General features: G+C 60.1%; 19 protein-coding genes. 13 read left to right on the top strand and 6 right to left on the bottom strand.

Annotated features, from left to right (window positions below; genetic code table 11):
- Positions 1-44: 44 nt before the first annotated feature.
- The 5 genes from DTW90_RS23380 to DTW90_RS23400 are packed head-to-tail and all read left to right on the top strand — an operon-like array spanning position 45 to position 5,327.
- A complete protein-coding gene (locus tag DTW90_RS23380; protein WP_149341278.1) occupies positions 45-1,580 on the top strand; it encodes a sugar ABC transporter ATP-binding protein in 1,536 nt (511 codons plus the stop codon).
- Positions 1,581-1,589: 9 nt separating this feature from the next.
- Entirely contained in the window at positions 1,590-2,594 is a 1,005-nt protein-coding gene (locus tag DTW90_RS23385; protein ID WP_132526412.1) for an ABC transporter permease, read from the top strand.
- Positions 2,591-3,601, top strand: coding sequence for an ABC transporter permease (locus tag DTW90_RS23390; protein ID WP_149341280.1), 1,011 nt, complete (start codon positions 2,591-2,593; stop codon positions 3,599-3,601). The genes DTW90_RS23385 and DTW90_RS23390 overlap by 4 nt, the downstream gene beginning before the upstream one ends.
- Entirely contained in the window at positions 3,598-3,924 is a 327-nt protein-coding gene (rhaM, locus tag DTW90_RS23395; protein WP_132526416.1) for an L-rhamnose mutarotase, read from the top strand. Before DTW90_RS23390 ends, rhaM begins: the two co-directional genes overlap by 4 nt.
- Positions 3,921-5,327 carry an FGGY-family carbohydrate kinase gene (locus tag DTW90_RS23400; protein ID WP_149341282.1) on the top strand — a complete coding sequence of 469 codons (1,407 nt, stop codon included), beginning with the start codon at positions 3,921-3,923 and terminating at the stop codon, positions 5,325-5,327. The genes rhaM and DTW90_RS23400 overlap by 4 nt, the downstream gene beginning before the upstream one ends.
- A gap of 44 nt (positions 5,328-5,371) precedes the next feature.
- On the opposite strand, the gene DTW90_RS23405 is transcribed toward DTW90_RS23400, so the two are convergent.
- The gene (locus tag DTW90_RS23405; protein ID WP_132526420.1) at positions 5,372-5,779 is read right to left on the bottom strand and encodes a carboxymuconolactone decarboxylase family protein; all 408 of its coding nucleotides are present in this window, start codon (positions 5,777-5,779) and stop codon (positions 5,372-5,374) included.
- A 394-nt stretch (positions 5,780-6,173) separates the two neighbouring features.
- On the opposite strand from DTW90_RS23405, the gene DTW90_RS23410 reads away from it, so the two are divergent.
- From DTW90_RS23410 to DTW90_RS23435, 5 genes are all read left to right on the top strand, one after another.
- A complete protein-coding gene (locus DTW90_RS23410) occupies positions 6,174-7,586 on the top strand; it encodes an efflux RND transporter periplasmic adaptor subunit (RefSeq protein WP_132526422.1) in 1,413 nt (470 codons plus the stop codon).
- The gene (locus DTW90_RS23415) at positions 7,583-10,699 is read left to right on the top strand and encodes an efflux RND transporter permease subunit (RefSeq protein WP_132526424.1); all 3,117 of its coding nucleotides are present in this window, start codon (positions 7,583-7,585) and stop codon (positions 10,697-10,699) included. The genes DTW90_RS23410 and DTW90_RS23415 overlap by 4 nt, the downstream gene beginning before the upstream one ends.
- On the top strand, positions 10,696-13,794 hold the full coding sequence (locus tag DTW90_RS23420; RefSeq protein ID WP_149341284.1) for an efflux RND transporter permease subunit: 3,099 nt from the start codon (positions 10,696-10,698) through the stop codon (positions 13,792-13,794). The genes DTW90_RS23415 and DTW90_RS23420 overlap by 4 nt, the downstream gene beginning before the upstream one ends.
- 378 nt (positions 13,795-14,172) lie before the next feature.
- Positions 14,173-14,478, top strand: a complete 306-nt coding sequence (locus DTW90_RS23430) for a DUF982 domain-containing protein (RefSeq protein ID WP_132526430.1) — start codon at positions 14,173-14,175, stop codon at positions 14,476-14,478.
- A gap of 103 nt (positions 14,479-14,581) precedes the next feature.
- Positions 14,582-14,824, top strand: coding sequence for a DUF982 domain-containing protein (locus tag DTW90_RS23435; RefSeq protein ID WP_132526432.1), 243 nt, complete (start codon positions 14,582-14,584; stop codon positions 14,822-14,824).
- Positions 14,825-14,899: 75 nt separating this feature from the next.
- Here the strand turns inward: DTW90_RS23435 and DTW90_RS23440 are convergent, their stop codons facing one another.
- The gene (locus DTW90_RS23440; protein WP_149341285.1) at positions 14,900-15,454 is read right to left on the bottom strand and encodes an isoprenylcysteine carboxylmethyltransferase family protein; all 555 of its coding nucleotides are present in this window, start codon (positions 15,452-15,454) and stop codon (positions 14,900-14,902) included.
- Between the two features lie 181 nt (positions 15,455-15,635).
- Here DTW90_RS23440 and DTW90_RS23445 point away from each other — a divergent pair, with 181 nt between their 5' ends.
- The 3 genes from DTW90_RS23445 to DTW90_RS23455 all read left to right on the top strand — a co-directional run bounded on the left by DTW90_RS23445 (position 15,636) and on the right by DTW90_RS23455 (position 19,414).
- A complete protein-coding gene (locus DTW90_RS23445; RefSeq protein WP_149341287.1) occupies positions 15,636-16,502 on the top strand; it encodes an alpha/beta hydrolase in 867 nt (288 codons plus the stop codon).
- A 115-nt stretch (positions 16,503-16,617) separates the two neighbouring features.
- Positions 16,618-17,808 (top strand): HlyD family secretion protein, encoded by a 1,191-nt coding sequence (locus DTW90_RS23450; protein ID WP_132526438.1) that lies wholly within the window; start codon positions 16,618-16,620, stop codon positions 17,806-17,808.
- 1 nt (position 17,809) lies between these two features.
- A complete protein-coding gene (locus tag DTW90_RS23455; protein WP_149341289.1) occupies positions 17,810-19,414 on the top strand; it encodes a DHA2 family efflux MFS transporter permease subunit in 1,605 nt (534 codons plus the stop codon).
- Positions 19,415-19,425: 11 nt separating this feature from the next.
- On the opposite strand, the gene DTW90_RS23460 is transcribed toward DTW90_RS23455, so the two are convergent.
- From DTW90_RS23460 to DTW90_RS23475, 4 genes are read right to left on the bottom strand one after another with little or no spacing between them, the layout of a single operon-like run.
- The gene (locus DTW90_RS23460; protein ID WP_149341291.1) at positions 19,426-20,289 is read right to left on the bottom strand and encodes an ABC transporter permease; all 864 of its coding nucleotides are present in this window, start codon (positions 20,287-20,289) and stop codon (positions 19,426-19,428) included.
- Between the two features lie 13 nt (positions 20,290-20,302).
- Positions 20,303-21,232 carry an ABC transporter permease gene (locus DTW90_RS23465; protein ID WP_149341292.1) on the bottom strand — a complete coding sequence of 310 codons (930 nt, stop codon included), beginning with the start codon at positions 21,230-21,232 and terminating at the stop codon, positions 20,303-20,305.
- Between the two features lie 2 nt (positions 21,233-21,234).
- Positions 21,235-22,224, bottom strand: coding sequence for an oligopeptide/dipeptide ABC transporter ATP-binding protein (locus DTW90_RS23470; protein ID WP_149341294.1), 990 nt, complete (start codon positions 22,222-22,224; stop codon positions 21,235-21,237).
- Entirely contained in the window at positions 22,221-23,222 is a 1,002-nt protein-coding gene (locus DTW90_RS23475; RefSeq protein WP_149341296.1) for an ABC transporter ATP-binding protein, read from the bottom strand. Before DTW90_RS23475 ends, DTW90_RS23470 begins: the two co-directional genes overlap by 4 nt.
- Positions 23,223-23,246: the final 24 nt, after the last annotated feature.

Genomic DNA, 23,246 nt, shown 5'->3' on the forward strand with positions numbered 1-23,246 from the left:
CTCCAAACCGCCGGGACTGGCAATCGATTTCCGGTAAAAGCTTCATGACCAGCGTCCTTCAACGTCCGATCGCGGATAAAGCATCAGCCGCACCGACAGCTATTCTGGAGATGCGCGGCATTTCGCAGATCTTTCCGGGCGTCAAGGCTCTGGATGGCGTCAGCATCAGCCTCTATCCGGGCAAGGTGACGGCACTGATCGGCGAAAACGGCGCCGGCAAATCCACGCTCGTCAAGATTCTGACGGGCATCTACCGCCCGAACGAGGGCGAGATTCTCGTCGATGGCAAACCGGTGCATTTTTCGAATGCCCAAGCCGCGATCGACGCCGGCGTAACTGCCATCCATCAGGAGACGGTGCTTTTTGACGAGTTGACGGTTGCCGAGAATATCTTCCTGGGCCACGCGCCGCGCACGCGCTTCCGCACGATCGACTGGAAGCTGATGAACAATCGTTCGAAAGAGCTGCTGCATTCGCTGGAAAGCAACATTGACCCGACGATCCGCCTGAAGGATCTTTCTATCGCGCAGCGACATCTTGTGGCCATTGCCCGCGCCCTGTCGATCGAAGCCCGCATCGTCATCATGGATGAGCCGACGGCCGCTCTCTCACGCAAGGAGATCGACGATCTCTTTCGCATCGTCGAAGGCCTGAAGGCGCGCGGAAAAGCCATCCTTTTCATCAGTCACAAGTTCGACGAACTCTATGAGATCGCGGACAATTTCGTCGTCTTCCGTGATGGCCGCGCCGTCGGCAACGGGCGACTGAAAGAGACGCCACAGGACGAAATCGTCCGCATGATGGTCGGGCGTGACGTTAAGGATGCCTTCCCGAAGATTGCCGTCCAGATCGGCGATACCGTTCTCAATGTCCAGAATTACTGCCACCGTACCGAATTTCGCGACATTTCCTTCGGGCTTCGCCGCGGCGAAATTCTCGGCGTCTATGGCTTGATCGGCGCCGGCCGTTCCGAGCTCTGCCAATCGCTCTTCGGCGTCACCAAGCCGCTTTCCGGACGTCTCGCGTTGAATGGCGAGGAGATCACCATTCACTCGCCGCTCGACGCGATCCGGTCAGGCATCGTCTACGTACCGGAGGAACGCCAGCGGCACGGGCTGGCGCTGCCGATGCCCATCTATCAAAACATGTCTCTGCCATCGCTTGGCCGCACATCTCGCAAGGGTTTCCTGAAAGCCGCAGAGGAATTCGCGCTCGCTCGGAAATATGCCGAGCGGCTGGATCTGCGCGCGGCGGCACTGTCCGTTCCTGTCGGGACGCTCTCAGGCGGCAACCAGCAGAAGGTCGTGATCGGCAAATGGCTGGCGACCCAGCCAAAGGTCATCATTCTCGACGAGCCGACGAAGGGCATCGACATCGGCTCGAAGGCTGCTGTCCACGCCTTCATCAGCGAGCTGGCGGCAGACGGGCTCTCCATTATCATGGTCTCGTCGGAACTGCCGGAAATCCTGGGCATGTCGGACCGTGTGCTTGTCATGAAGGAAGGCCTTTCTGCCGGCATCTTCGAGCGCGCTGGGCTGACGCCGGAAACGCTGGTGCGCGCTGCAACGGGCAACGCATAGGAGCTGCCGATGCCAAAAATACTGAAAAAACGCGAAACGCTGCTCTTTTCCATCATCGTCGTTCTGATCGCCGGCTTTTCGACCCGCGCAACCGGCTTCGCGACGCCTGAAAACCTCAGCAACATCTTCAACGATACCGCGATCCTGATCATTCTGGCGCTCGCGCAGATGACGGTCATCCTCACCAAGTCGATCGATCTTTCGGTTGCCGCCAATCTTGCCTTCACCGGCATGGCGGTCGCCATGCTGAATGCCGCCTATCCCGGCATCCCTCTTGTCGCATTGATCCTGGCTGCTATCGCGATCGGCGCACTTCTCGGAGTGATCAACGGCTACCTCGTCTGGGCGCTGGAAATTCCTCCGATCGTCGTGACGCTGGGAACGCTCACCATCTATCGCGGCATGGCCTTCGTGCTTTCGGGCGGCGCCTGGGTGAATGCGCACCAGATGACCCCCATCTTCCTCAATGCGACCCGCCAGCCGATCCTCGGCCTTCCAGTTCTCGGCTGGATCGCCATTGTCATCGTGTTGCTGGTCTATGTCGTGCTGAAGTACACATCCTTCGGGCGTGCGACCTATGCGGCTGGCGGCAATCCGGTTGCCGCCGTCTATGCCGGCATCGATGTCGGCTGGACGCGCTTCCTCGCTTTCGTCCTCTCGGGCGCGCTGGCAGGGCTCAGCGGCTATCTCTGGGTTGCCCGCTATGCGGTGGCCTATGTCGACATCGCCAACGGATTTGAACTCGACAGCGTTGCAGCCTGCGTCATCGGCGGCATCTCGATTGCCGGCGGCGTCGGCTCGGTCGCTGGCACCGTTCTCGGCGCGCTGTTTCTCGGCGTCATCAAAAATGCATTGCCGGTCATCGGCATCTCACCTTTCACCCAGATGGCGATATCAGGGACGGTGATTATCCTTGCGGTCGTCTTCAATGCAAGGCGCGAACGCAACCGCGGTCGCATCATCCTGCGTGACCAGGCCGCCAAGGAAATCGACGAAAGGAAGGTGGCAGCATGAGCACCGTTTCGCAAGCCACGGAAAAACGCACAATCCCCGACCGCCTCGGAACACCGCTGAAGCGGATCATGTCGAGCTGGGAGATCCTGCTGCTCGGCGTCGCCATCCTGATCTTCATCTTCAATTCAATCGCGTCGCCCTATTTCCTCGACGCCTACAATCTCTCGGACGCGACCTTCAATTTCACCGAAAAGGCAATGATTGCCTTTGCAATGACGCTGCTGATCATCGCAGGCGAGATCGACCTCTCCGTGGCCGCGATTATTGCACTCGCGTCGACTGCGATGGGTGCTGCGGCACAATATGGCGTCGACACGGCCGGCCTGGTCGCGATCGGTATTTTTGTCGGCCTGCTCTGCGGTCTCTTCAACGGCTTTCTCGTCTCGGCGCTGAAACTGCCCTCCATCGTCGTCACCATCGGCACTATGAGCCTGTTCCGCGGCATCTGCTATATCGTCCTCGGCGATCAGGCCTATGGTGGCTATCCCGATGATTTTGCCTATTTCGGCCAGGGCTATGTCGTTTGGGTGTTCTCCTTCGAGTTCGTGCTATTCATCGTGCTGGCGATCCTCTTTGCCATCCTGCTGCACGCGACAAATTTCGGCCGGCAGGTCTATACGATCGGCAACAACGAGTTTGCCGCGCGCTTCTCCGGCATCCCGGTCGAGCGGGTGAAGTTCATCCTCTTCCTTCTGACGGGCGTCATGAGCGGCGTTGCTGCTGTCTGCCTTACCTCGCGCCTCGGCTCGACCCGCCCCTCGATCGCGCAGGGCTGGGAGCTTGAGGTCGTGACCATGGTCGTTCTTGGCGGCGTCTCGATCCTCGGCGGTTCGGGTACGATCGGCGGTGTCGTCATTGCCGCCTTCGTCATGGGCCTCGTCACCTTCGGGCTCGGCCTGCTGAACGTGCCAGGGATCGTCATGTCGATCTTCATCGGCCTGCTGCTGATCATCACCATCGCCATCCCGATCATCGCGCGCCGCATCAAACTTATGAGTTCGAAATGACTGCGCAAATGGAACGGCACGCTTTCAAGATGCGGCTCAATCCGGGCATGGAAGCCGAGTACCGCAAGCGCCATGACGAGATCTGGCCCGAGCTGGTTGCACTACTGCATGATGCAGGCGTCCGCGACTATTCGATCCATCTCGACCGCGAGACGAACACGCTTTTCGGCGTGTTGACCCGACCCGTCGATCACACGATGGCAAGCCTGCCCGATCATCCGGTCATGAAACGGTGGTGGGCACATATGGCGGACATCATGGCGACCAATCCAGACAACTCGCCCGTCCAAAGCGATCTCGTTTCCGTCTTTCATATGCCATGACCGACGCAGCCTCCTTTCGCCGCATCGCCGTTCTCGATATCGGCAAGACCAACGCCAAGGTCGTCATCCTGGATGCGGAAACCGGCGCCGAGATTGCCGCACGACGCACGACGAACACCGTTTTGAAGAGCGGCCTTCATCCCCACTACGAAATCGATGCGCTGTGGGCCTTCATGATCGAATCCCTGAAGTCATTCTCCACGACGCCGGGCTTTGACGCGATCTCGATCACCACGCACGGCGCTTCGGCAGTGTTGCTCGATGAGGCGGGGGAGCTCGCCCTGCCGGTTCTCGACTATGAGCATGCCTACCCGGCCGAAATATCCGCGGCCTATGATCGGCTGCGCGCGCCCTTCTCGGAGACTTTCTCACCCCGGCTGTCTGGTGGACTCAACGTCGGGGCGCAGATCCACTATCAGAAGACCGCCTTTCCGGAGCAGTTCGCCAATGTGCGAACAATCCTGACCTATCCGCAATACTGGGCATACCGGCTAACGGGCGTTGCCGCCAACGAATTGACGTCGCTCGGTTGCCACACGGATCTTTGGAACCCCGGAGCCGGCAACTATTCTTCCCTCCTCGACAGGCTCGCGATACGCGATCTGATGGCGCCGGTACGCTCTGCCTTCGATGCACTCGGGCCGGTTCTTCCCGAAACCGCCGACCGGATCGGCTTGAAGCAACCCGTTCCGGTCTATTGCGGCATTCACGATTCCAACGCTTCGCTTCTGCCGCACCTGATCGACAACGAGGCGCCATTTGCCGTCGTTTCGACCGGCACATGGGTCATCTGCTTTGCCGTTGGCGGCGATCTCGCCCATCTCGACCCGACACGCGACGCGCTCGCCAATGTCGACGCCTATGGCCGCGCCGTTCCCTCCTCTCGCTTCATGGGCGGCCGGGAATTCGAGATGTTGTCGGCAGAAATCGGCAGTGTCGACGATCAGGCATCAATCGGCGAAGCGCTTGATAGGGTCATTCGAAAAGGCATGATGCTTCTGCCGAACGTCGCTGACGGGTCTGGCCCCTTCCCCGGCAAGCACATGCGCTGGCTCAGTGACGCGGAGGCGACGCCGGCAGAGCGCCAGGCTGCGGTCAGCCTATATCTTGCGCTGATGACGCAGGCCTGCCTCGCCTTGATCGGCGCTAGAGGCCCGATCTTCATCGAGGGTCCTTTCGCGCTCAACAGCGCCTATCAGGCAGCGCTTTCATCCCTGACGTCAGCAGACGTGATTGCGCTCCCCGGCTCTACCGGCACAAGCCAGGGGGCAGCGCTGTTAACCGGCGTCCGGCCAAGCCACAATACCGCCATCGGCCCAGCGGCCGGGATCGACCTTCCCAGCTTGGCCGACTATCGGCGATCTTGGTATCAGGCCATGGACGAGGATTCGACAGCCACTTGAATTGCTGGTCCCGCGGCGACCTATCTCCCCCGGCGTGTCGGATATCAGCGGATATCGAATTCGGCATCGACCGGTATCTGCATGGCAGTCGCCAGATGATTCGTTTGGCCGGCCAGCCCTATGACGGCAAGCAATTCTGCATGTTGCGCCTCAGTCATACCCCTCGCCTTGGCAGCTGCCGTATGGGAGTGAACGCAGTAGGCGCAACCGTTGGCAGAGGAGACCGCAATATAGATCATCTCGCGCACTAACGGATCGAGCGTACCTTCAACCGCCATGACAGCCTTGAGCCCGTCCCAACTCCGCCTCAGAAGAGCCGGATCGTTGGCAAGTCCGCGCCAGAAATTATTGATGAAATCCGACTTACGCGTCGCCCGGATGTCGTCGAACACGTCCTTCACCGCTGGAACGGCATTCGCCTCTGCATCGGTCAGCAATTTTACAGTTGCCATGGGTGTCTCCTTCGTTGTGAAAAGCCGGCTATGAGGCAAATCCAGATCTGGGCGAGAATGGAAACGAACAGTCCGACTCGACTGTTTGTTTCAAGGTATCCGAATGCCGTCAAAGTCGAGTTCGTTGTCATACAAATCGAGCGGCCGCTCCGTATCCCTGAACAATCTCCTCCGAAAATTTCACCTCAAACACGAAATTGTTTGTTTCATTGTCGCTCGCGTTGCTCAAGTCGCATCGGAGCGTCATAGACATGCCCGATTATTGATATCAAAGCCATTTCAGGCCTCGGACGTGGACAAAATTTAATGCCCTACCCAAATTCCTTAGTGACCCGACGCAAGTTAAAGTCGTGTCACTATGGCTCTTTCGGGGGCGGCTAAGAAAGGTATTTGAATGGCACGCCCTTTTCGGGTCTTTTTGCTGGTTGCGGTAGTCGGTGCGTTGGGCGTCGGTGCATATGTGGAGCGTGACCGTCTCAAAGGCGAATATGATCGCCTGACGGCGCAGAACTCCTCCGCAGGAGCCCATGGTTCGGCGGGTCAGCAGGCTGGTCAGCAGGGCGGCCAAAGGCGTGGTGGCGCGGGGCGGCGCGCCTTTGGACAGGGACAAGGCCCGACACCCGTCCTCGTCTCCGAGGCGAAGGCCGCCGACGTTCCCGTCTATGTCGATGGCGTCGGCGCCGTAAAGGCGCTCAACACGGTCACCGTGCGCCCTCAGGTAAACGGCAAGATCGTTGAGATCGACTTCGTGGAAGGTCAGGACATCAAGAAGGGCGACGTGATCGCCCGGATCGACGACGCTGTCTACAAGGCCCAAAGAGACCAGGCGGTTGCCAAGAAGGCGCAGGACGAGGCGCTGCTGAGGAACGCGCAGCTTGATCTCGAGCGTTACGAGCGGATGGTCCAGACTGCTTCGGGCACGCAACAGCAGGCCGATACGCAACGCTCGCTTGTCGCCCAGTATCAGGCACAGGTCCAGTCCGATCAGGCCGCGATCGAAAGCGCCCAGGCAACGCTCGACTATACGACAATCGAAGCCCCGATTGACGGGCGCACCGGTATTCGCAACGTCGACGTCGGCAATCTCGTCAGTTCCACCGATACGACCGGCATCGTCACCCTGTCCCAGATCAAGCCGATCTCGGTGCTATTCTCCATCCCCCAACAGCAGCTTGGCCGTATCAATGCGGCAAGTGCGACCGGAACCCTTTCAGTGCAGGCGATCTCCGGTGATGGCAAGGTGATCGACAGCGGTTCATTGACTGTCGTCGACAATCAGGTGGATCCGACGACCGGAACGGTAAAGCTGAAGGCGAATTTCCCGAACGAGAAGCTGACGCTCTGGCCCGGCGCATTCGTCAATGCACGCCTGCTCGTCGAGACGATGAAGGGCGTCACGGTGGTTCCCACGGCTTCCGTGCAGCGCGGACCGAACGGCACCTTCGTCTATATCGTACAGCAGGATCAGACCGTCTCCATGAAGCCGGTCAAAGTTGGCCAGCAGGACGATGTCCAGGCCGTGATCGCTGACGGCGTGGTCCCGGGCGACCAGGTGGTCACCACGGGCTTTGCCCGCCTGCAGGACGGCGCCAAGGTCGAAGTTTCCGCACCGGCGACTGAGGGCACACCGAACGCCCAGCAACCCGCTGCCGATAACAACGGCCAACAACCACACCGCCGGCACAATGGCGAGCAGGGAGGCGGCAAAGGCAATGGCGAGGGCGGCGGCCACCGTAGAGGTAGCGACGGAACCGCCGCCACGTCTCCCGACACAACATCAGCCATTCCGAGTGCGCAACCGCAATGAGTGTCTCGTCACTCTTCATAAACCGTCCGATCGCCACCTCGCTGCTCGCCGTGGCGACCCTGCTCGGCGGCACACTCGGCTTCCTCTTCCTGCCGATTGCGCCGCTGCCACAGGTGGACTTCCCGACGATCCGCGTGACGACACAGTTGCCGGGCGCCGACCCCGATACGATGGCGGCACTTGTCACGGCGCCGCTGGAACGTCCGCTCGGCCAGATTCCGTCGCTTGCCTCGATGACCTCGTCGAGCGCCTTCGGCATCAGCCAGATCACGCTGCAATTCGATCTCGGCCGTGACATAGATGGCGCTGCGCAGGACGTCCAGGCGGCGATCAATGCAGCGGGCTCCACCCTCCCCAAGACGTTGCCCTACCCGCCGACCTACTCGAAGGTCAATCCGGCCGATACGCCGATCGTCACGCTAGCACTGCGCTCGTCGAGCTATTCGATCCGCGATCTCAGCGATTTCGCCGATACGATGATGGCGCAGCGCCTGAGCCAGGTGTCGGGCGTCGGCGACGTCAGCATCCAGGGCGGCGTTCGTCCCGCTATCCGGATCCAGGCCGACCTGCCGCGTCTTGCCTCCTATGGCTTGGCGCTTGAAGATATTCGCACCGCCATTTCGAGCGCCAGTGTGGCCGGCGCCAAAGGCTCCCTGGACGGAACGCATCAGTCGTTCACGCTGGCTGCCAACGACCAGATCGTCGACCCCGAGATCTACAAATCCGTCATCGTCGCCTATCGCAACAATGCGCCGATCCTGCTTAAAGATGTCGCCGACGTCGTCGAAGGCCTGGAGAACAACCGTGTCGGTGCCTGGTATCAGGGCGATCCCGCCGTCATCATCGACGTGATGCGCCAGCCCGGCGCCAACGTCATTCAAACCGTGGAAAGCGTGCTCGCGCAATTGCCGCGGCTGAAACAGGCGCTTCCGGCCGGTGTCTCGCTCGATATCGTCAACGACCGGACGGAAACGATCCGGGCTTCCATCCATGACGTGCAATGGACGCTCGGCATCAGCATCGGGCTCGTCATCCTGGTCGTTCTATTGTTCCTGCGCACGATCACGGCGACCTTCATCGCCGGCGTCGCCTTGCCGCTCTCCTTGATCGCCACCTTCGCCATCATGTGGTTCGCGGGCTTCAGCCTGGACAATCTTTCGCTGATGGCGCTGACGATCGGCGCGGGTTTCGTGGTCGACGATGCGATCGTCATGATCGAGAACATCGCCCGCCATATCGAGGAAGGCGAGAGCCCCATGCAGGCGGCGCTGAAAGGCGCCGGCGAAATCGGGTTCACGATCATTTCGCTGACCGTCTCCCTGGTCGCCGTCTTCATCCCGCTCCTGTTCATGACCGGCATCGTCGGGCGCATGTTCCGGGAGTTCGCTCTCACCCTGACGATCGCTGTGGTCGTGTCCGCAATCATCTCGCTGACGTTGACGCCGATGATGTGCGCCCGCATTTTGCGCAAGCCGAAGGAGGGTCGTGGTGGGCTGCTCGCCGGTGCGGATCGTGCCATGGGCTGGATGGTTTCCGGCTACCAGCGCAGTCTCGTCTGGGCGGTCGATCGAAGCGCGCTGATGCTGATCGTGACGGCGATTACGCTCGCCGCGACGATCGCGCTCTATATCGTCATTCCGAAGGGCTTTCTGCCGGCACAGGACACCGGCCTGATAACGGCGGTGATCGAGACCGAGCCGACGACGTCGTTCGAATCCATGAAGCAGACGCAGGCAGCAGTAACGGAGCGGCTTCGCACCGATCCCGATATAAGCGGCATCGTCTCAGTGATCGGAGCCAGCGCCTCCAATCTGACCCTCAATACCGGCTCTCTGACGCTGGTGTTGAAACCGCGCAACCAGCGGACCGCATCCGCTGATGAAATGATCGATCGGCTACGCGTCGAAGTCGCCGACATTCCGGGCGTGCATGTCACTTTCCAGAGCGTCCGCGACATCAGTATCAGCACACGAGTGGCCCGCGCGCCCTATCAATACACGCTGACAGGAACCGATACGGCCACCGTGGTAGACTGGTCGCATAGACTGGCACAGCGCCTGCAGCAAAGTCCGAAACTGATCGACGTCAGTTCGGAAGTCGAGACCGGCGGCGGCCGGATTATGGTCAATGTCGATCGAGAGACGGCTTCTAGACTTGGGGTTTCCATGCAGGCGGTCAGCGATACGCTGAACGATGCCTTCGGCCAGCGCCAGATCACCACGATCTATGGCCAGGTCAACCAGTACCGCGTCATTCTTGAGGCAGCCCCTCAATATCAGTCCGATCCGAAATCGCTGGACAAGCTCTATGTTGCCGGCGCCAATGATTCACAGGTGCCGCTCAACGCATTTTCGACCGCATCCTTTACGACGGCGCCGCTCGTCATCAGCCACGACGAACAGTTTCCTGCCGTCACGCTGAGCTTCGATCTCGCCAAGGGTGCCTCACTCAGCGATGCCGTCAGCGAAATCCGCACTGCTGAGCAAGACATCAATATGCCGAGCTCCGTTCAGCGGAACTATTCCGGCGATGCGCAGGAGTTCGCCTCCTCGCTTGCGGGCGAGCCTTGGCTGATCCTCGCTGCAGTTATAACGATCTACATCGTGCTCGGCCTGCTCTACGAGAGCGCGGTACACCCGATCACGATCCTGTCGACCCTGCCCTCGGCCGGCGTCGGCGCGCTTCTGGCGCTGATGCTCTTCGGGCAGGATCTGTCGATCATCGCCCTGATCGGCATCGTGCTCCTGATGGGTATCGTCAAGAAGAATGCGATCATGATGATCGACTTCGCGCTCGAAGCGGAGCGAACCGAGGGACTGCCGCCGCGCGAGGCGATCATCAAGGCGTCGATCCTGCGCTTCCGCCCGATCATGATGACTACGCTCGCCGCGCTTTTCGGCGCGCTGCCGCTGGCCTTCGCGCAGGGCACCGGCGCGGAGCTGCGCATTCCGCTCGGTATCTCGATCATCGGCGGCCTCGTGCTCAGCCAGCTTCTGACGCTCTATACGACCCCCGTGATCTATCTCGCTCTTGAGCGGCTACGCGCCCGCGTCGTCGGTCGCCCGACGGGTGCGGCTGCCCCCGAGGCCAGCGAATTGGGCGGTGGCATATGAATATTTCCGAGCCCTTCATCAAGCGGCCTGTCGGCACGACGCTCCTGGCAATCGGGCTGATGATCCTCGGTTTCGTCGCCTACCATTTTCTGCCTGTCGCAAGCCTGCCGACCGTGGACTTGCCGACGATTGTCGTCTCGGCAAGCCGGCCGGGTGCGGACCCCGCAAGCATGGCCGCCAGCGTGGCAGCCCCATTGGAACGACGGCTGGGCACCATCGCCGGCGTGACTCAATTGACGTCAGTCAGTTCGCTGGGATCGAGCAGTATTTTCATCCAGTTCGATCTCTCCCGCAATGTCGACGGTGCTGCCCAGGATGTCCAGGCGGCGCTCAACGCGGCGGCGACCGATCTGCCCGGTGATCTCCCGACCCTTCCGTCCCTGCGCAAGGTCAATCCCAACGCCGCCCCGATCATTATCCTAGCGCTGACCTCGGATAACGTCTCCCCAAGCGCCATCTACGATGCGGCCGATTCCGTCATCGTGCAGCGCATCTCCCAAGTGGACGGCGTCGGGCAAGTGTCGGTCAGCGGCGCGGATCAGCCTGCGGTGCGCGTGAGACTCGATCCCGATCGGCTTTCGGCCATGGGCCTGTCGCTCGATGCCATCCGCACGGCAATCGTCAACGCCAATACGATGGGGCCGACCGGCTCGATCGACGGCAACAGTGCCGCTTTTTCCATCGCGCTTAACAGCCAGCTGAGAACGCCTGAGGACTACGGACGCATCATCGTGCATAGCGGTGACGGCACGGCCGTGCGCCTCTCCGACATCGCGACGGTGGAACCTGGTGTCCGCAACAGCCGCTCCGACGCCTGGTACAACGGCAAGCCCGCAGTGCTGCTCAACGTCACCAAGGAAGCAAACGCCAACGTCATTTCCACCGTCGACGGCGTGAAGGCGCTGATCCCGGAATTGCAAGGGCTCATCCCCGCCGGCATCCATCTCGACGTGCTTTCCGACCGTACGACGACGATCCATGCCAGCGTCACAGACATGCAATGGACGCTGCTTGCGACCATCTTCCTGGTCATGGGTGTCGTCTTCGCCTTCCTGCGACGCGCAACACCGACTTTTGCCGCCGGTGTGACCGTCCCCCTGTCGCTGGCCGGCACCTTTGCCGCCATGTGGCTCTGGGGACTTTCGATCGACAATCTCTCGCTGATGGCGCTCGCCGTCTCCGTCGGCTTCGTTGTCGACGACGCCATCGTGATGATCGAGAACATCTATGCCAATCTCGAGAAAGGCATGAGGCCGATGACGGCCGCTCTCGAGGGCGCCAAACAGATCGGGTTCACCGTCGTCTCCATTAGTTTTTCACTGCTCGCGGCCTTCATCCCGCTCTTCTTCATGGGCGGTATCATCGGCCGCTTCTTCCAGACCTTTTCGCTGACGCTTGGCTTCACGATCGTGGTCTCGACATTGGTGTCGCTGACCCTGACGCCGATGATCTGCGCCCATCGCCTCCGCGCCCATGATATCCATGCCCGCCCTGGCTTCTTCGGCAGGATCATCGAGGGTTCGCTCGAAGCCACTACTAACTTCTATGGCCGCACGCTGAAGGCTGTGCTGCACCACCGCGTGCTGACCATCCTGATCCTTTTCGCCTGCATCGCCATGACGGTCTTTCTCTACGTCAAGGTGCCGAAGGGTTTTATTCCGCAGGATGATACCGGCTTCATCCAAGGGAGCACGCAGGCGGCAACCGACATTTCCTATCCCGCCATGGTGGAACTGCAGCGCAAGGCGGCCGCGATCGCCGCAGAGGATCCGGCGGTTTCGGGTATCGGCTCTTCGGTCGGTGGCGGTGGCTTTTCAAGCTCCGTCAATCGCGGTCAGTTGCAGATTTCCCTGAAGCCAATCAACGAACGCATCCCGACCGATCAGGTGATCGAGCGTATGCGCAAATCCCTTTCCGCCATACCGGGGCTCAGTACATTCCTGTTTTCACCCGGCGATATCCGCGCCGGTGCGCGTTCGTCTCAATCCCAGTATCAATTCACCCTCTGGGACGCGAATTACGACGAACTGGTGGAGTGGGCTCCGCGCGTCATGCAACGGTTGCAGGCCGACCCTGCTCTGACCGATGTCGCGACCGACCGGCAACCGAACGGGCTGCAGGCGACCGTCAACATCAATCGCAACGAAGCCTCGCGCCTCGGGGTGAGCATTCAATCCATTGACAGTGCGCTCAACAACGCCTTTGCCCAGCGGCAGGTCTCGACCATCTATACGCAGCGCAACCAGTATCGCGTGGTTCTGGAGGCCGATCCGAACTATGCCCGGGACCCAAGCGATATCTCGCATCTCTATGTGCCGGCCGCGGATGGCACGCAGATCCCCCTGGGCAGTGTCGCCTCGATCGACCGGACGCTGGCGCCGCTTGTCGTCAACCATCAGGGCCAGTTCCCGTCGGTGACAATCTCCTACAACCTTGCGCTCGGTACAACATTGGAAGCCGCCAACGACAGCATCCAGAAAGCCGTGCTCGGGATGCACCTGCCGGATTCGCTGCACGCCGAATTCGCCGGTGACGCTGCGAATGTGAGCCAATCCACCGGGAGCCAGCCTCTTTTGCTGCTGGCGGCATTGCTGGCAGTCTATATTGTGCTGGGCATTCTCTATGAAAGCCTGGCTCATCCCCTAACCATTATCTCGACATTGCCCTCGGCGGGCCTCGGCGCCCTGCTCGCCCTCTTCATCAGCGGCACGGAGCTGACGATCATCGCATTTATCGGCATCATTCTCTTGATCGGCATCGTCAAGAAGAACGGCATCATGATGGTGGACTTTGCCTTGCAGGGAGAGCGCGATCGCGGGCTTTCCTCCGAGGATGCGATCTACGAAGCCTGCCTCAAGCGCTTCCGGCCAATCCTCATGACGACGCTGGCGGCGCTGATGGGCGCAATCCCCCTCATCATCGCGACCGGGCCAGGTTCCGAGTTGCGCCGGCCTCTTGGCATCACGATCGTTGGCGGCCTGATCGTCTCGCAGATCCTGACGCTTTACACCACGCCGATCATCTATCTCATGCTGGCAAAACTGCACGGCCGGTGGTCCCTCAGGCGTCCTAGTGCCGCCGCGGTCGAGGCATAAAAATCGGAACAAAAGATTCCTGCCCTCATTACCCCCATAGGAGGTATGGAATCATGGACGCTAAATCCTGGGATGGAGCCGTCAAAGTTAAACTCAGAAGCAAGCAATCGCCGCGTGAAGTCAGAAACGTGATGGATGCTGCAGATTGCCTTTTTACCGCATGGCCTCGACATGAAGGCGCTGCCTTTGACGAGGCGCTGAAAGTGTTCGCACAAGTCTTCGACGGACGGCGCAAACCGGCGGCCGCTCGAGAGGCTTTCATTGCCGCGGCGAAGGAGGCCCGGCTTCCAATCGACGCATAAAACGACGTCACATTGGAACTATCCTGCACTCACCGCGTTTGCCTGCAGATTTATAACGCATGCGAGATTTGCAGTAATGAATGCCGGACACTGGACTACCGCCGTTACCATCCACCTTCCCGATATCAATCGTCCCTTGATTGTAAGCAATGCCAGCGAGGCGGCGGCAGTCCTTGCCGACAAATGGCCCACAACCTATGGATATCGATACCAACGCGCACTCTCCGCCTGTGCTGCGGTAGCCGAGAAGCATATGGCGGAGGACGGAGCGCGTTCGGCCTTCATGGACGCTGCCGAAGAAGCAGGCGTTGCCACAGAGAACGGCGCCGCAGCAATCATCTCACTTCTTTCATCCGAACTTACTGACTTCCAATCCCTTTGAATTGCCACCGGATATGCTGTCCGAATGGCAGTTGCGGAACGATTGGAACCCGCCTCATCTCAGCAACGTTTCATGCCCAGACATGAGACAATGGAGAACGCCCATGAAGGATCTCAAATGGAAAAGCCCGGTCGAAGTTTCCTTCGCCCAGGAAGGTTCGAAGGTCGTGCAGAACCCCTTCGAAGCGCTGGTCTGCCTGACAGATATGTGGCCCAGCATCCGCGGCCTCCGGTTCCTAAAGGCACGCAGCGCCTGCCGTGCAGCACTTGATGGCCGCAAGACAGCCGAGGAGGCAAGAGCCGAATTCATCGCCGCTGCCAAAGAAGCAAGGCTGACGATGCATTGACCGGGCAACGGCGGCGGGCGCGAGGAGCCAGCCGGCCGCCGACCTCTACACCAGGCGAAATCCAAACCGAAATGACTACCGCTGGTCGAAACGCGGTATGAGAAAGCCGGTCTTGCGGCGATAGGCTTCATATTCGGGGGCAAGCGGGGACTTGGAGAATTTCTTCTCCTCGCCGAGAGCCGCGCTCACATAGATAATCACAAAGGCGATGACGGGAACGACAGCCCATGTCGACGATGAGGCTATCGCCCATCCCGACCAGAACATCAGATAAGACGTATAGAACGGGTGCCTGAGATATCGGTAGGGGCCTGTCGTCACGATGCTGTCAGGATGGTCAGGATCGAACGCAAAGCGCAGACGCGCCTTGCGCGATGCTGAGACCGCCCACCAGAACAGCGCGGCGGCGCATATTTCTATCACTAGACCGGTGATCTGAACCCAGGCAACCTGGTGTTCGTACCAGGCGAGATAGAGAAAAAACAGCGTGGTCGCGATAACGACTGCGGAGATAAGCTTCGCTCCGGTCGCCATCTTCGGCGAGTAAAAATGCCCCCTCAGCGACCAGGTATAAAAGCCGACGACCAGCAAGCTGACGACCGAAACAGCAAGGTCGAGCATGAATTCCATTCTGACATGCCTCTCTCTATGGTTGCGACCCGATCATCGCGTGTGTTCCAGAATTAGACACATGTCTCATTAAGGCAAGGCTCATGCGACGAATTAGACGTTCCTTTACGATAGCTGTGCACGGTCTGTAGACATGAGTGTGCGATAGCTGACGGGAGTTTCCTCAAAGGGTCGACCTCCCATGGATATCGTCGAGCGCACAATCCACACCTCCCACGGCGCCGTCAGAATAAGCGATACGGAAGGAGCGGGTTTTCCCGTGTTCATGATCCATGGCTCCTCGTGGTCTCGGAAGATCTTTGAAAAGCAGCTGAAAAGCCCGCTTGCGGACGCATGGCGTCTCATCGCCGTCGATCTGCCCGGCCACGGCGATTCCGACAATGCTGAAAATCCACTATCAACCTATTCGATCGCCGGCCTTGCCGATTGCATGGACGAGGTGATCGAGCAACTCGCCATACCGAGGCTTGCTGTCCTTGGCTGGTCGCTTGGCGGCCACGTCGCCATCCAAATGGCAAGCCGGAGCACGAATATAGCGGGGCTCATGCTCAGCGGCGCGCCGCCGGTTCCTCGGGGCCTTATCGGCATGCTGCGCGGCTTTCACCCGTCCTTCGACATGCTGCTGGCTTCAAAGCCGCATTTTTCGGAGCGCGACCGCGATCGCTTCGAGCATCTTTGTTTCGGAACGACGAACGAACCTTCATTCCGTGAGCTGATCATGCGCGCTGACGGAAGGGCCAGAGCAAGGTTTGCCCAGAGCATGATGCGTGGCGAAGGAGCGGATCAGCGACGAACGGCGGAACAGGCCTCCGTGCCGATCGCTTTCGTCGAAGGATCGGATGATCCATTCGTTAGGGCAAGCTATATAGCCGGCCTGAACGTGCCGCTACTGTTCGGCAACGCGCCTCAGATCATCCAGGGCGCCGGTCACGCACCATTCTGGGAAAAACCAGACGAATTCAACGCCTTGCTCCATCGTTTTCTGCAGGACGTTATGGCAAACGAGGCGGCGATCAGCCGTTCGGCAAGACGCATCGTCCAGAGCTGAGCGGAAAGAAACGCATCGCCAGCGCGGCTCTCCTCCGCCAACGTTAGGCTTGCCTTCCTCCGGATGTGATCCACCTACCTGAGTTGTTGATAAACAGCAGGTAGTGTTCGAGCGTATGTCAGAGGATAGGATTAACGTTGCCGACGACGAGCGGGAGCAGACTCCCAGCCAAGCCGAGGATGCCGGCAAGCGCAGAGAAAGCGACGACAACAGAGGCAGGAAAGAGGAGACAGGCGGAAACGCTGGTGATGCCGATCAGGAGAAGAAGCCATCTTTCATCCGTCGGCACCCTTTCGGGCTCGTGCTTGCCATCATTGCCATTATTGCCCTCATCATCATTGGCTACATCGTCTGGCTGATCTATTTCCATCCTTACGAGTCCACCGACGACGCATTTGTCGACGCGAGAAGTTTCTCCGTTGCGGCAAAAGTATCCGGTTATGTGGCCGAGGTACCCGTGACGGATAACCAGCACATCAAGGCTGGCGACGTCATCCTCAAGATCGATCCCCGCGACTATCAGATCGCGCTCGATCAGGCACAGGGTCAGGCGCAGGCAGCGCAGGCCTCGATCGAGAATGCCGATGCCCAGATCGCCGTGGCAGGTGCGTCGGTCGAGCAGGCAAGGGCACAGCAAAACTCGGCAACGGCAGCCCTCCAATATGCTCAGGACGAAGCCGACCGGCAGCAGCAATTGGTCAAGTCGGGCGCCGGTAGCCTTCAGACCACGCAACAGGCGGTCTCGACCCTTCATCAGGATCAGGCAAATCTCGCCCAGACGCAGGCCAGCGTGACCTCGGCACTGAAGAATGAAGCGGCCGTCAAAACCCAGAAGTCGAGCGCGATTGCCAGCCTGACCCAGGCCCAGGCCCAGGTCGAGGAAGCGCAACAGAACCTGAAATACACGACGATCGTTGCCGCCCAGCCCGGCCGCGTGGTGCGGCTGACCGGCGCGAAGGGCCAATATCTCGATGCAGGTCAGGCCATAGCGATGTTCGTTCCGGACGACGTCTGGATCACAGCGAACTTCAAGGAAACCCAGTTGACGGATATGCGCCCCGGCCAGCTTGTCAATCTGACGATCGACGCCTATCCGGATCATAAGCTTACCGGAAAGATCGACTCCATCCAACCGGGGTCCGGAACCGCCTTTTCGCTGCTGCCGGCAGAAAACGCCACAGGCAATTATGTGAAGGTAACGCAGCGCGTGCCTGTCAAAATCGTTGTCGACCACTGGCCGAGTGACGTCGCTATCGGGCCGGGAATGTCCGTGGTCCCGACAGTGACGGTACGGCCGAGGAATTGACATGACGGATATCGCAGGCGGTCAGGGTGCCGACGCCGCGGCGCGCATTCCCAATCCATGGCTCATTGCAATGGTGGTGTCGACGGCGACCTTCATGGAAGTGCTCGACACGACGATCGCCAATGTCGCATTGCGCTACATTTCGGGCGGACTTGCTGTCAGCTCGGACGAAGCATCCTGGGTGGTGACCACCTATCTCGTTTCGAATGCGATTGTTTTGGTCGCCAGCAGCTTCATTGCAAAGCGCTATGGCCGCCGGCGCTTCTATCTCCTTTGCCTCGCCACCTTTACCGTAACCTCGATCCTGTGTGGCCTGGCCTGGAATCTTCAAAGCCTGCTGATCTTCCGGATGATCCAGGGCTTCGCCGGTGGCGGCATGGTGCCTATATCGCAATCCATTCTCGCGGACTCCTTTCCACCAGCAAAACGCGGACAGGCCTTTGCGATGTTCGGTGTCGCAGTCGTGGTCGCCCCCGTCGTTGGACCGACGCTTGGCGGCTATCTCTCCGACAATTTCTCCTGGCATTGGTGCTTCTTGATCAATGGCCCGGTTGGCGTCCTGTCTTTTGCACTGGCCTATTTCCTCGTTCGAGAGCCGGAATCGCTGCGCAAGGAACGCGCGGAGATGCGAAAAAAAGGCACTCGCTTCGATATCATTGGCTTCGCGCTGGTAGCGACCTTTCTCGGCTCCCTGGAACTGGTGTTAGACCGCGGCCAGACCGAAGATTGGTTCGGATCGAACTTCATCGTCGTTACGACGGCCATATGCGTGGCGGCTCTCATTCTGGCTATCATATGGCTGCTGACGAAAACCAACCCTATTCTGGATGTCCGCCTGCTTGCCAGCCGGCAGTTCGGTTCGTGTTTCATCGTGATGCTGGCGACCGGGGCAATTCTGATCGCCACAACGCAATTTCTGCCTGAGGTGCTACAGCAGAATTTCGGCTACACCGCCACCTGGGCCGGCCTTTCCCTCTCGCCCGGCGGCATCGTGACGATGGCGATGATGTTTGTCGCGGGACGCCTGACGTCCATCGTGCAGCCTAAATACATGATTGCTGTCGGAGCTGCGATCATCGCGGGATCGATGTGGGGATTGACCCGGCTTTATGCCGATCTGAATTTCGCTTTCTTCGTCTGGTCGCGCGTCTATATCGGATTGGGACTGCCGCTGATCTTCATTGCGATCACCGCAGCCTCCTACGACGGCCTGCGCAAGGACCAGACGGACCAGGCCTCGGCCATGATCAACGCCGCCCGCAATATCGGAGGCTCGATCGGCGTCTCAATCGCATCCAATGTCCTTGCCCATCGCCAGCAATGGCACCAAAGCCGGCTTGTCGAGCATGTCGTCCCGTCCGATCCGGCTTATCACCAGACGATGCAGGCGATGACGCGTTATTTCGCGCAAAAGGGCGCGACGACCGTTGACGCAGGGTCGCGGGCGACGGCCTGGATCGGTCAGCAGGTCCAGACACAGGCGAGCTATCTGGCCTATATCGACGTCTTTTATACGCTCACCCTCATATCAGCCGTTGCAATCCCGCTCGCGCTCATTCTACGCAACATCGACCTGAAGGGCGGCGAAGGCGGCGGGATGCACTGAGACGCGGTACGTCAGGAAAGCGTCGGGTCCAGCTTGTCGCGGAGCCAGTCGCCGACGATGCTGATCGACAGCGTGGTCAGCATGATGACGAAGGATGGCGTCAGCATGATCCAGGGCGCCCGGGTAATATATTCCCGCCCATAACCGACCATGTTGCCAAGGCTGGTCATCGGCGGCTGCACGCCGAGTCCGAGAAATGACAGGCTGCTTTCCGTCAGGATGATCTCCGGAAACGTGAGCGTCATCGAGACAATTAGCGTCGACGCAATATTCGGCAGGATGTGCTTGAGATAGACCCGCGTCGGGCTGGCACCGATCTGCGTTACAGCAGCGGCATATCCCTGCTTGCTCGCCGATATCGCAAGACCGCGTGCGATGCGCGTGTACCTCTCCCACCCATAAAAACCCATCAGACATATCAGGAGCGGCAACGAGCTACCGAAAAAGGCAAGCACCGCAAGCGACATGATCAGGAATGGCATCGCCGCTTGGAAGTCGGCGAGCATCAGGACGAAATGTTCGACGATCCCGCGGAAATAGGCAGCAAGAAAACCGAGCAGAGTGCCGAAGAAGGCCGAGATCAGCGTCGCGCCGAAGGCGATCACCAGGGAGATGCGGATTGAATCGATAAGGCGGGAAAGAACATCCCGGCCGAGCTCGTCGGTGCCGAGCAGATGGACCGGGTTGCCCGGCAGCGCCAGCCTGTTCTTGAGATCGAAGGCCGTGATGTTGAACGGTCTGATCCAATCCGCCGTCAGGGCTATGAGGATCATTGCGGCAATCCAGAGCAGCCCGGCAGCAACGAAGAGCGAAAAGCGCTTGCGTTTTTTCTTTTCGCTCGAAGCCACGCCGGATGGGAGGGAGATATCAGCCATGGTCTTTCCTTACTCAGGCTTTGGCTTCGCTGTTGCGCAAACGAGGGTCGAGATAGCCGTAGAGAATATCGACGGCGAAATTGGAGAGGACCATGGTCGCCGCGACCATCAGCAGGATGCACTGGACCACGGCGAGGTCGCGGTTCGATACCGCGACGACCAGAAGCCGGCCGACCCCGGGCCACGAGAACAGTGATTCAACAACAACGGCGCCGGCGATCAGCGACCCGACCATGAAACCAGCAATCGTGACGATAGGGATGGCGGCATTCGGCAGCGCATGCCGCCAGACGACCTTCTGCCACGGCATGCCCTTCGCGCTTGCCGTGCGAATATAGGGTTGGCCGAGAATTTCGATCATGGCGCTGCGCGAGACGCGGGCCAAAATACCGACACCACCAACCGTCATCGTCGCGACGGGAAGAATGGCATGTACCCAACTATCCTGGCCGCCCGACGGCAGCCAGTCGAGCGTCACCGAGAAAATCAGCACGAGCACCAGCCCGAGCACGAAGCTTGGCATGGTGAAGCCAATGACAGCACCAGTCATGACTGAACGGTCCACAAGGCTTTCCCGATGCAGGGCGGCATAGACACCCGCGGAGATGCCGATCAGCAATTCGAGGATCAAGGCCGGAACCGTCAGCTCCAGCGTTGCCGGGATGCGCTCCATGACGAGCTTGATCGCCGACTGTCCGTCGCGCATCGAGACGCCGAGATCGCCTCGGGCGATCGCCGCGAAATAGCGCAGATACTGATCCCATAGCGGCTGATCCAGCCCCCATGCGTGGCGAAAGGCGGCGATGGCATCCGGCGGCGCATCAGGCCCCAGAATGATGACGGCCGGATCGCCGGACATCCGCAGGACGACGAAAGCAAAGGTCACCACCAGGATGATGGTCACGATCGCGCGAAGTGCCTTGAAGAGAAGGAAGCGAAGCATGATCACCGGCCCGAAAGAGTGTCGTCTGTTTGCGTATCGAGCAGATGGCAGGCGGCCTTGCGGCCTTCGTCCACAGGCTTAAGAAGCGGAACCTCGATTCGGCAGCGCGCCACCGCGACGCTGCAGCGCGGATGAAAGGCACAGCCTGATGGTCGGGCCGCCGGATTGGGCGGTTCGCCCTGAAGGATGACGCGGTCGCGCAGAGCCGCTCCCGGCACCGGAACGCTCGAGACCAGCGCCCTGGTATAGGGATGCAGAGGCTCGCGGAATATATCCTCCGACGAAGCTTCCTCGACGATGCGGCCGAGATACATCACGGCAACGCGATCGGCGACATTTCGCACAACTTTCAGGTCATGGCTGATGAAGACCATGGCGATGCCGCGCGTCTCCTGCAGGTCGCGCAGGAGATTGACCACCTGCGCCTGAATGGAGACATCGAGCGCTGAAACCGGTTCGTCGCAGACGAGAAGCTGCGGATCGCTGGCAATGGCGCGGGCGATCACCACGCGCTGGCGCTGACCGCCGGAAAGCTGATGGGGGTAGCTGGATTCCTGATCGCGGCGCAAGCCGACGGCAGCCAGCAAGGAGCTCACGCGCTCACGCCGCTCGGCATCGGTGCCTATGCCGTGAACCGCAAGCGGCTCTCCGATCTGCTGGCCGATCGGCAAGCGACGGTCGAGTGCTGCCAGCGGATCCTGAAAAACCAGTTGCATGCGGGCACGGTGCTTGCGCCATGCAGCTGTTTCCAGCGGCGGCATGGCCTGGCCATCGAACTGTACGCTCCCTTCCGTCGGCGTTTCGAGACCGAGCAGCAGACGCCCCATCGTCGATTTGCCCGAACCGGATTCGCCGACGATTCCAAGCGTCGTTGCCGGCGCGACCGAAAGCGACACGCCGTCGACGGCGCGCACCATGGAGGGCTTGCCAAACAGGCTGCGGCGCGAGGCGTAGGTTTTGACCAGATCGCTGGCTTCTATCAGATTGCTCATGCCACCGTCGCTCCCTGAACGGAGGAAACGACGCGCAGGTTCGCGCCTGACATCCCGATCGGATGAAAGCAGGCCGTTGCTCGCCGGTCGCGATCGCCCACCAGCTGCGGGATGGTGTTGTGACAGAGTTCCGACGCATGGGTGCAGCGCGGCGCAAAGGCACAACCACCGGGCAGCCTGCCGGGCTGCGGCACCGTTCCTGGAATTGGCACAAGACGCTCACGGCCGCCATCGATTTGCGCAATCGCATCGAACAGGCCGCGCGTATAGGGGTGCCTTGGCGACTGGAACAACGCCTCCGTCGAACATTGCTCGACGATGCGGCCCGCATACATGACATTGACGCGCTCGCAGATTTGCGAGACGGCGCCGAGATCATGGCTGATGAAGACGATCGCCATGCCGGTCTCTGCTCTGATGGAAATCAGGAGATCGAGGATCTGTGCCTGGATGGTCGCGTCGAGCGCCGTCGTCGGCTCGTCCGCCACCAGGAGATCCGGATTGCCGGCAAGCGCCATGGCAATCATCAGGCGCTGGTTCTGACCGCCGGAGAATTCATGCGGAAAATTATCGAAACGGCGTGGAGCATCGGGAATGCCGACCAGTTCCATCAGCCGGATGGTCTCGTCGCGTGCCGCCTTGCCCGTCAGGCCGCGATGCAGTTCGACGGCCTCGGCGATCTGTCGGCCGGCGCGGATGACAGGATTGAGCGAACTGGACGGATCCTGGAAGATCATCGCGATGCGACCACCGCGCACGCCTTCCAGCGTCGTGCGGGAAGCGCCGACAAGCTGCTGGTCTCCGATGCAGACGTCGCCCGATATCGTCGCCTTACCCGGCAGAAGGCCAAGCGCTGCCAGCCATGTCACCGACTTGCCGCAGCCTGACTCACCGACCAAGCCGACGGCTTCACCCTTCTCGATCGAAAGATCGATACCGTGCAGAACTCGTGTGCCGCTGAAGGCGACAGTCAGATTGGAGATTTCCACCAACGGCATTTCTGCCTCCTTGGTATTATTGTA

This window comes from Neorhizobium sp. P12A, assembly GCF_008365395.1.
Lineage (GTDB): Bacteria > Pseudomonadota > Alphaproteobacteria > Rhizobiales > Rhizobiaceae > Rhizobium.

Bases quoted from the DNA above. Each gene is read 5' to 3' on its own strand.
- DTW90_RS23380 (WP_149341278.1), top strand. From the start codon at position 45: ATGACCAGCGTCCTTCAACGTCCGATCGCGGATAAAGCATCAGCCGCA.
- DTW90_RS23385 (WP_132526412.1), top strand. From the start codon at position 1,590: ATGCCAAAAATACTGAAAAAACGCGAAACGCTGCTCTTTTCCATCATC.
- DTW90_RS23390 (WP_149341280.1), top strand. From the start codon at position 2,591: ATGAGCACCGTTTCGCAAGCCACGGAAAAACGCACAATCCCCGACCGC.
- rhaM (WP_132526416.1), top strand. From the start codon at position 3,598: ATGACTGCGCAAATGGAACGGCACGCTTTCAAGATGCGGCTCAATCCG.
- DTW90_RS23400 (WP_149341282.1), top strand. From the start codon at position 3,921: ATGACCGACGCAGCCTCCTTTCGCCGCATCGCCGTTCTCGATATCGGC.
- DTW90_RS23405 (WP_132526420.1), bottom strand. From the start codon at position 5,779: ATGGCAACTGTAAAATTGCTGACCGATGCAGAGGCGAATGCCGTTCCA.
- DTW90_RS23410 (WP_132526422.1), top strand. From the start codon at position 6,174: ATGGCACGCCCTTTTCGGGTCTTTTTGCTGGTTGCGGTAGTCGGTGCG.
- DTW90_RS23415 (WP_132526424.1), top strand. From the start codon at position 7,583: ATGAGTGTCTCGTCACTCTTCATAAACCGTCCGATCGCCACCTCGCTG.
- DTW90_RS23420 (WP_149341284.1), top strand. From the start codon at position 10,696: ATGAATATTTCCGAGCCCTTCATCAAGCGGCCTGTCGGCACGACGCTC.
- DTW90_RS23430 (WP_132526430.1), top strand. From the start codon at position 14,173: ATGAATGCCGGACACTGGACTACCGCCGTTACCATCCACCTTCCCGAT.
- DTW90_RS23435 (WP_132526432.1), top strand. From the start codon at position 14,582: ATGAAGGATCTCAAATGGAAAAGCCCGGTCGAAGTTTCCTTCGCCCAG.
- DTW90_RS23440 (WP_149341285.1), bottom strand. From the start codon at position 15,454: ATGGAATTCATGCTCGACCTTGCTGTTTCGGTCGTCAGCTTGCTGGTC.
- DTW90_RS23445 (WP_149341287.1), top strand. From the start codon at position 15,636: ATGGATATCGTCGAGCGCACAATCCACACCTCCCACGGCGCCGTCAGA.
- DTW90_RS23450 (WP_132526438.1), top strand. From the start codon at position 16,618: ATGTCAGAGGATAGGATTAACGTTGCCGACGACGAGCGGGAGCAGACT.
- DTW90_RS23455 (WP_149341289.1), top strand. From the start codon at position 17,810: ATGACGGATATCGCAGGCGGTCAGGGTGCCGACGCCGCGGCGCGCATT.
- DTW90_RS23460 (WP_149341291.1), bottom strand. From the start codon at position 20,289: ATGGCTGATATCTCCCTCCCATCCGGCGTGGCTTCGAGCGAAAAGAAA.
- DTW90_RS23465 (WP_149341292.1), bottom strand. From the start codon at position 21,232: ATGCTTCGCTTCCTTCTCTTCAAGGCACTTCGCGCGATCGTGACCATC.
- DTW90_RS23470 (WP_149341294.1), bottom strand. From the start codon at position 22,224: ATGAGCAATCTGATAGAAGCCAGCGATCTGGTCAAAACCTACGCCTCG.
- DTW90_RS23475 (WP_149341296.1), bottom strand. From the start codon at position 23,222: ATGCCGTTGGTGGAAATCTCCAATCTGACTGTCGCCTTCAGCGGCACA.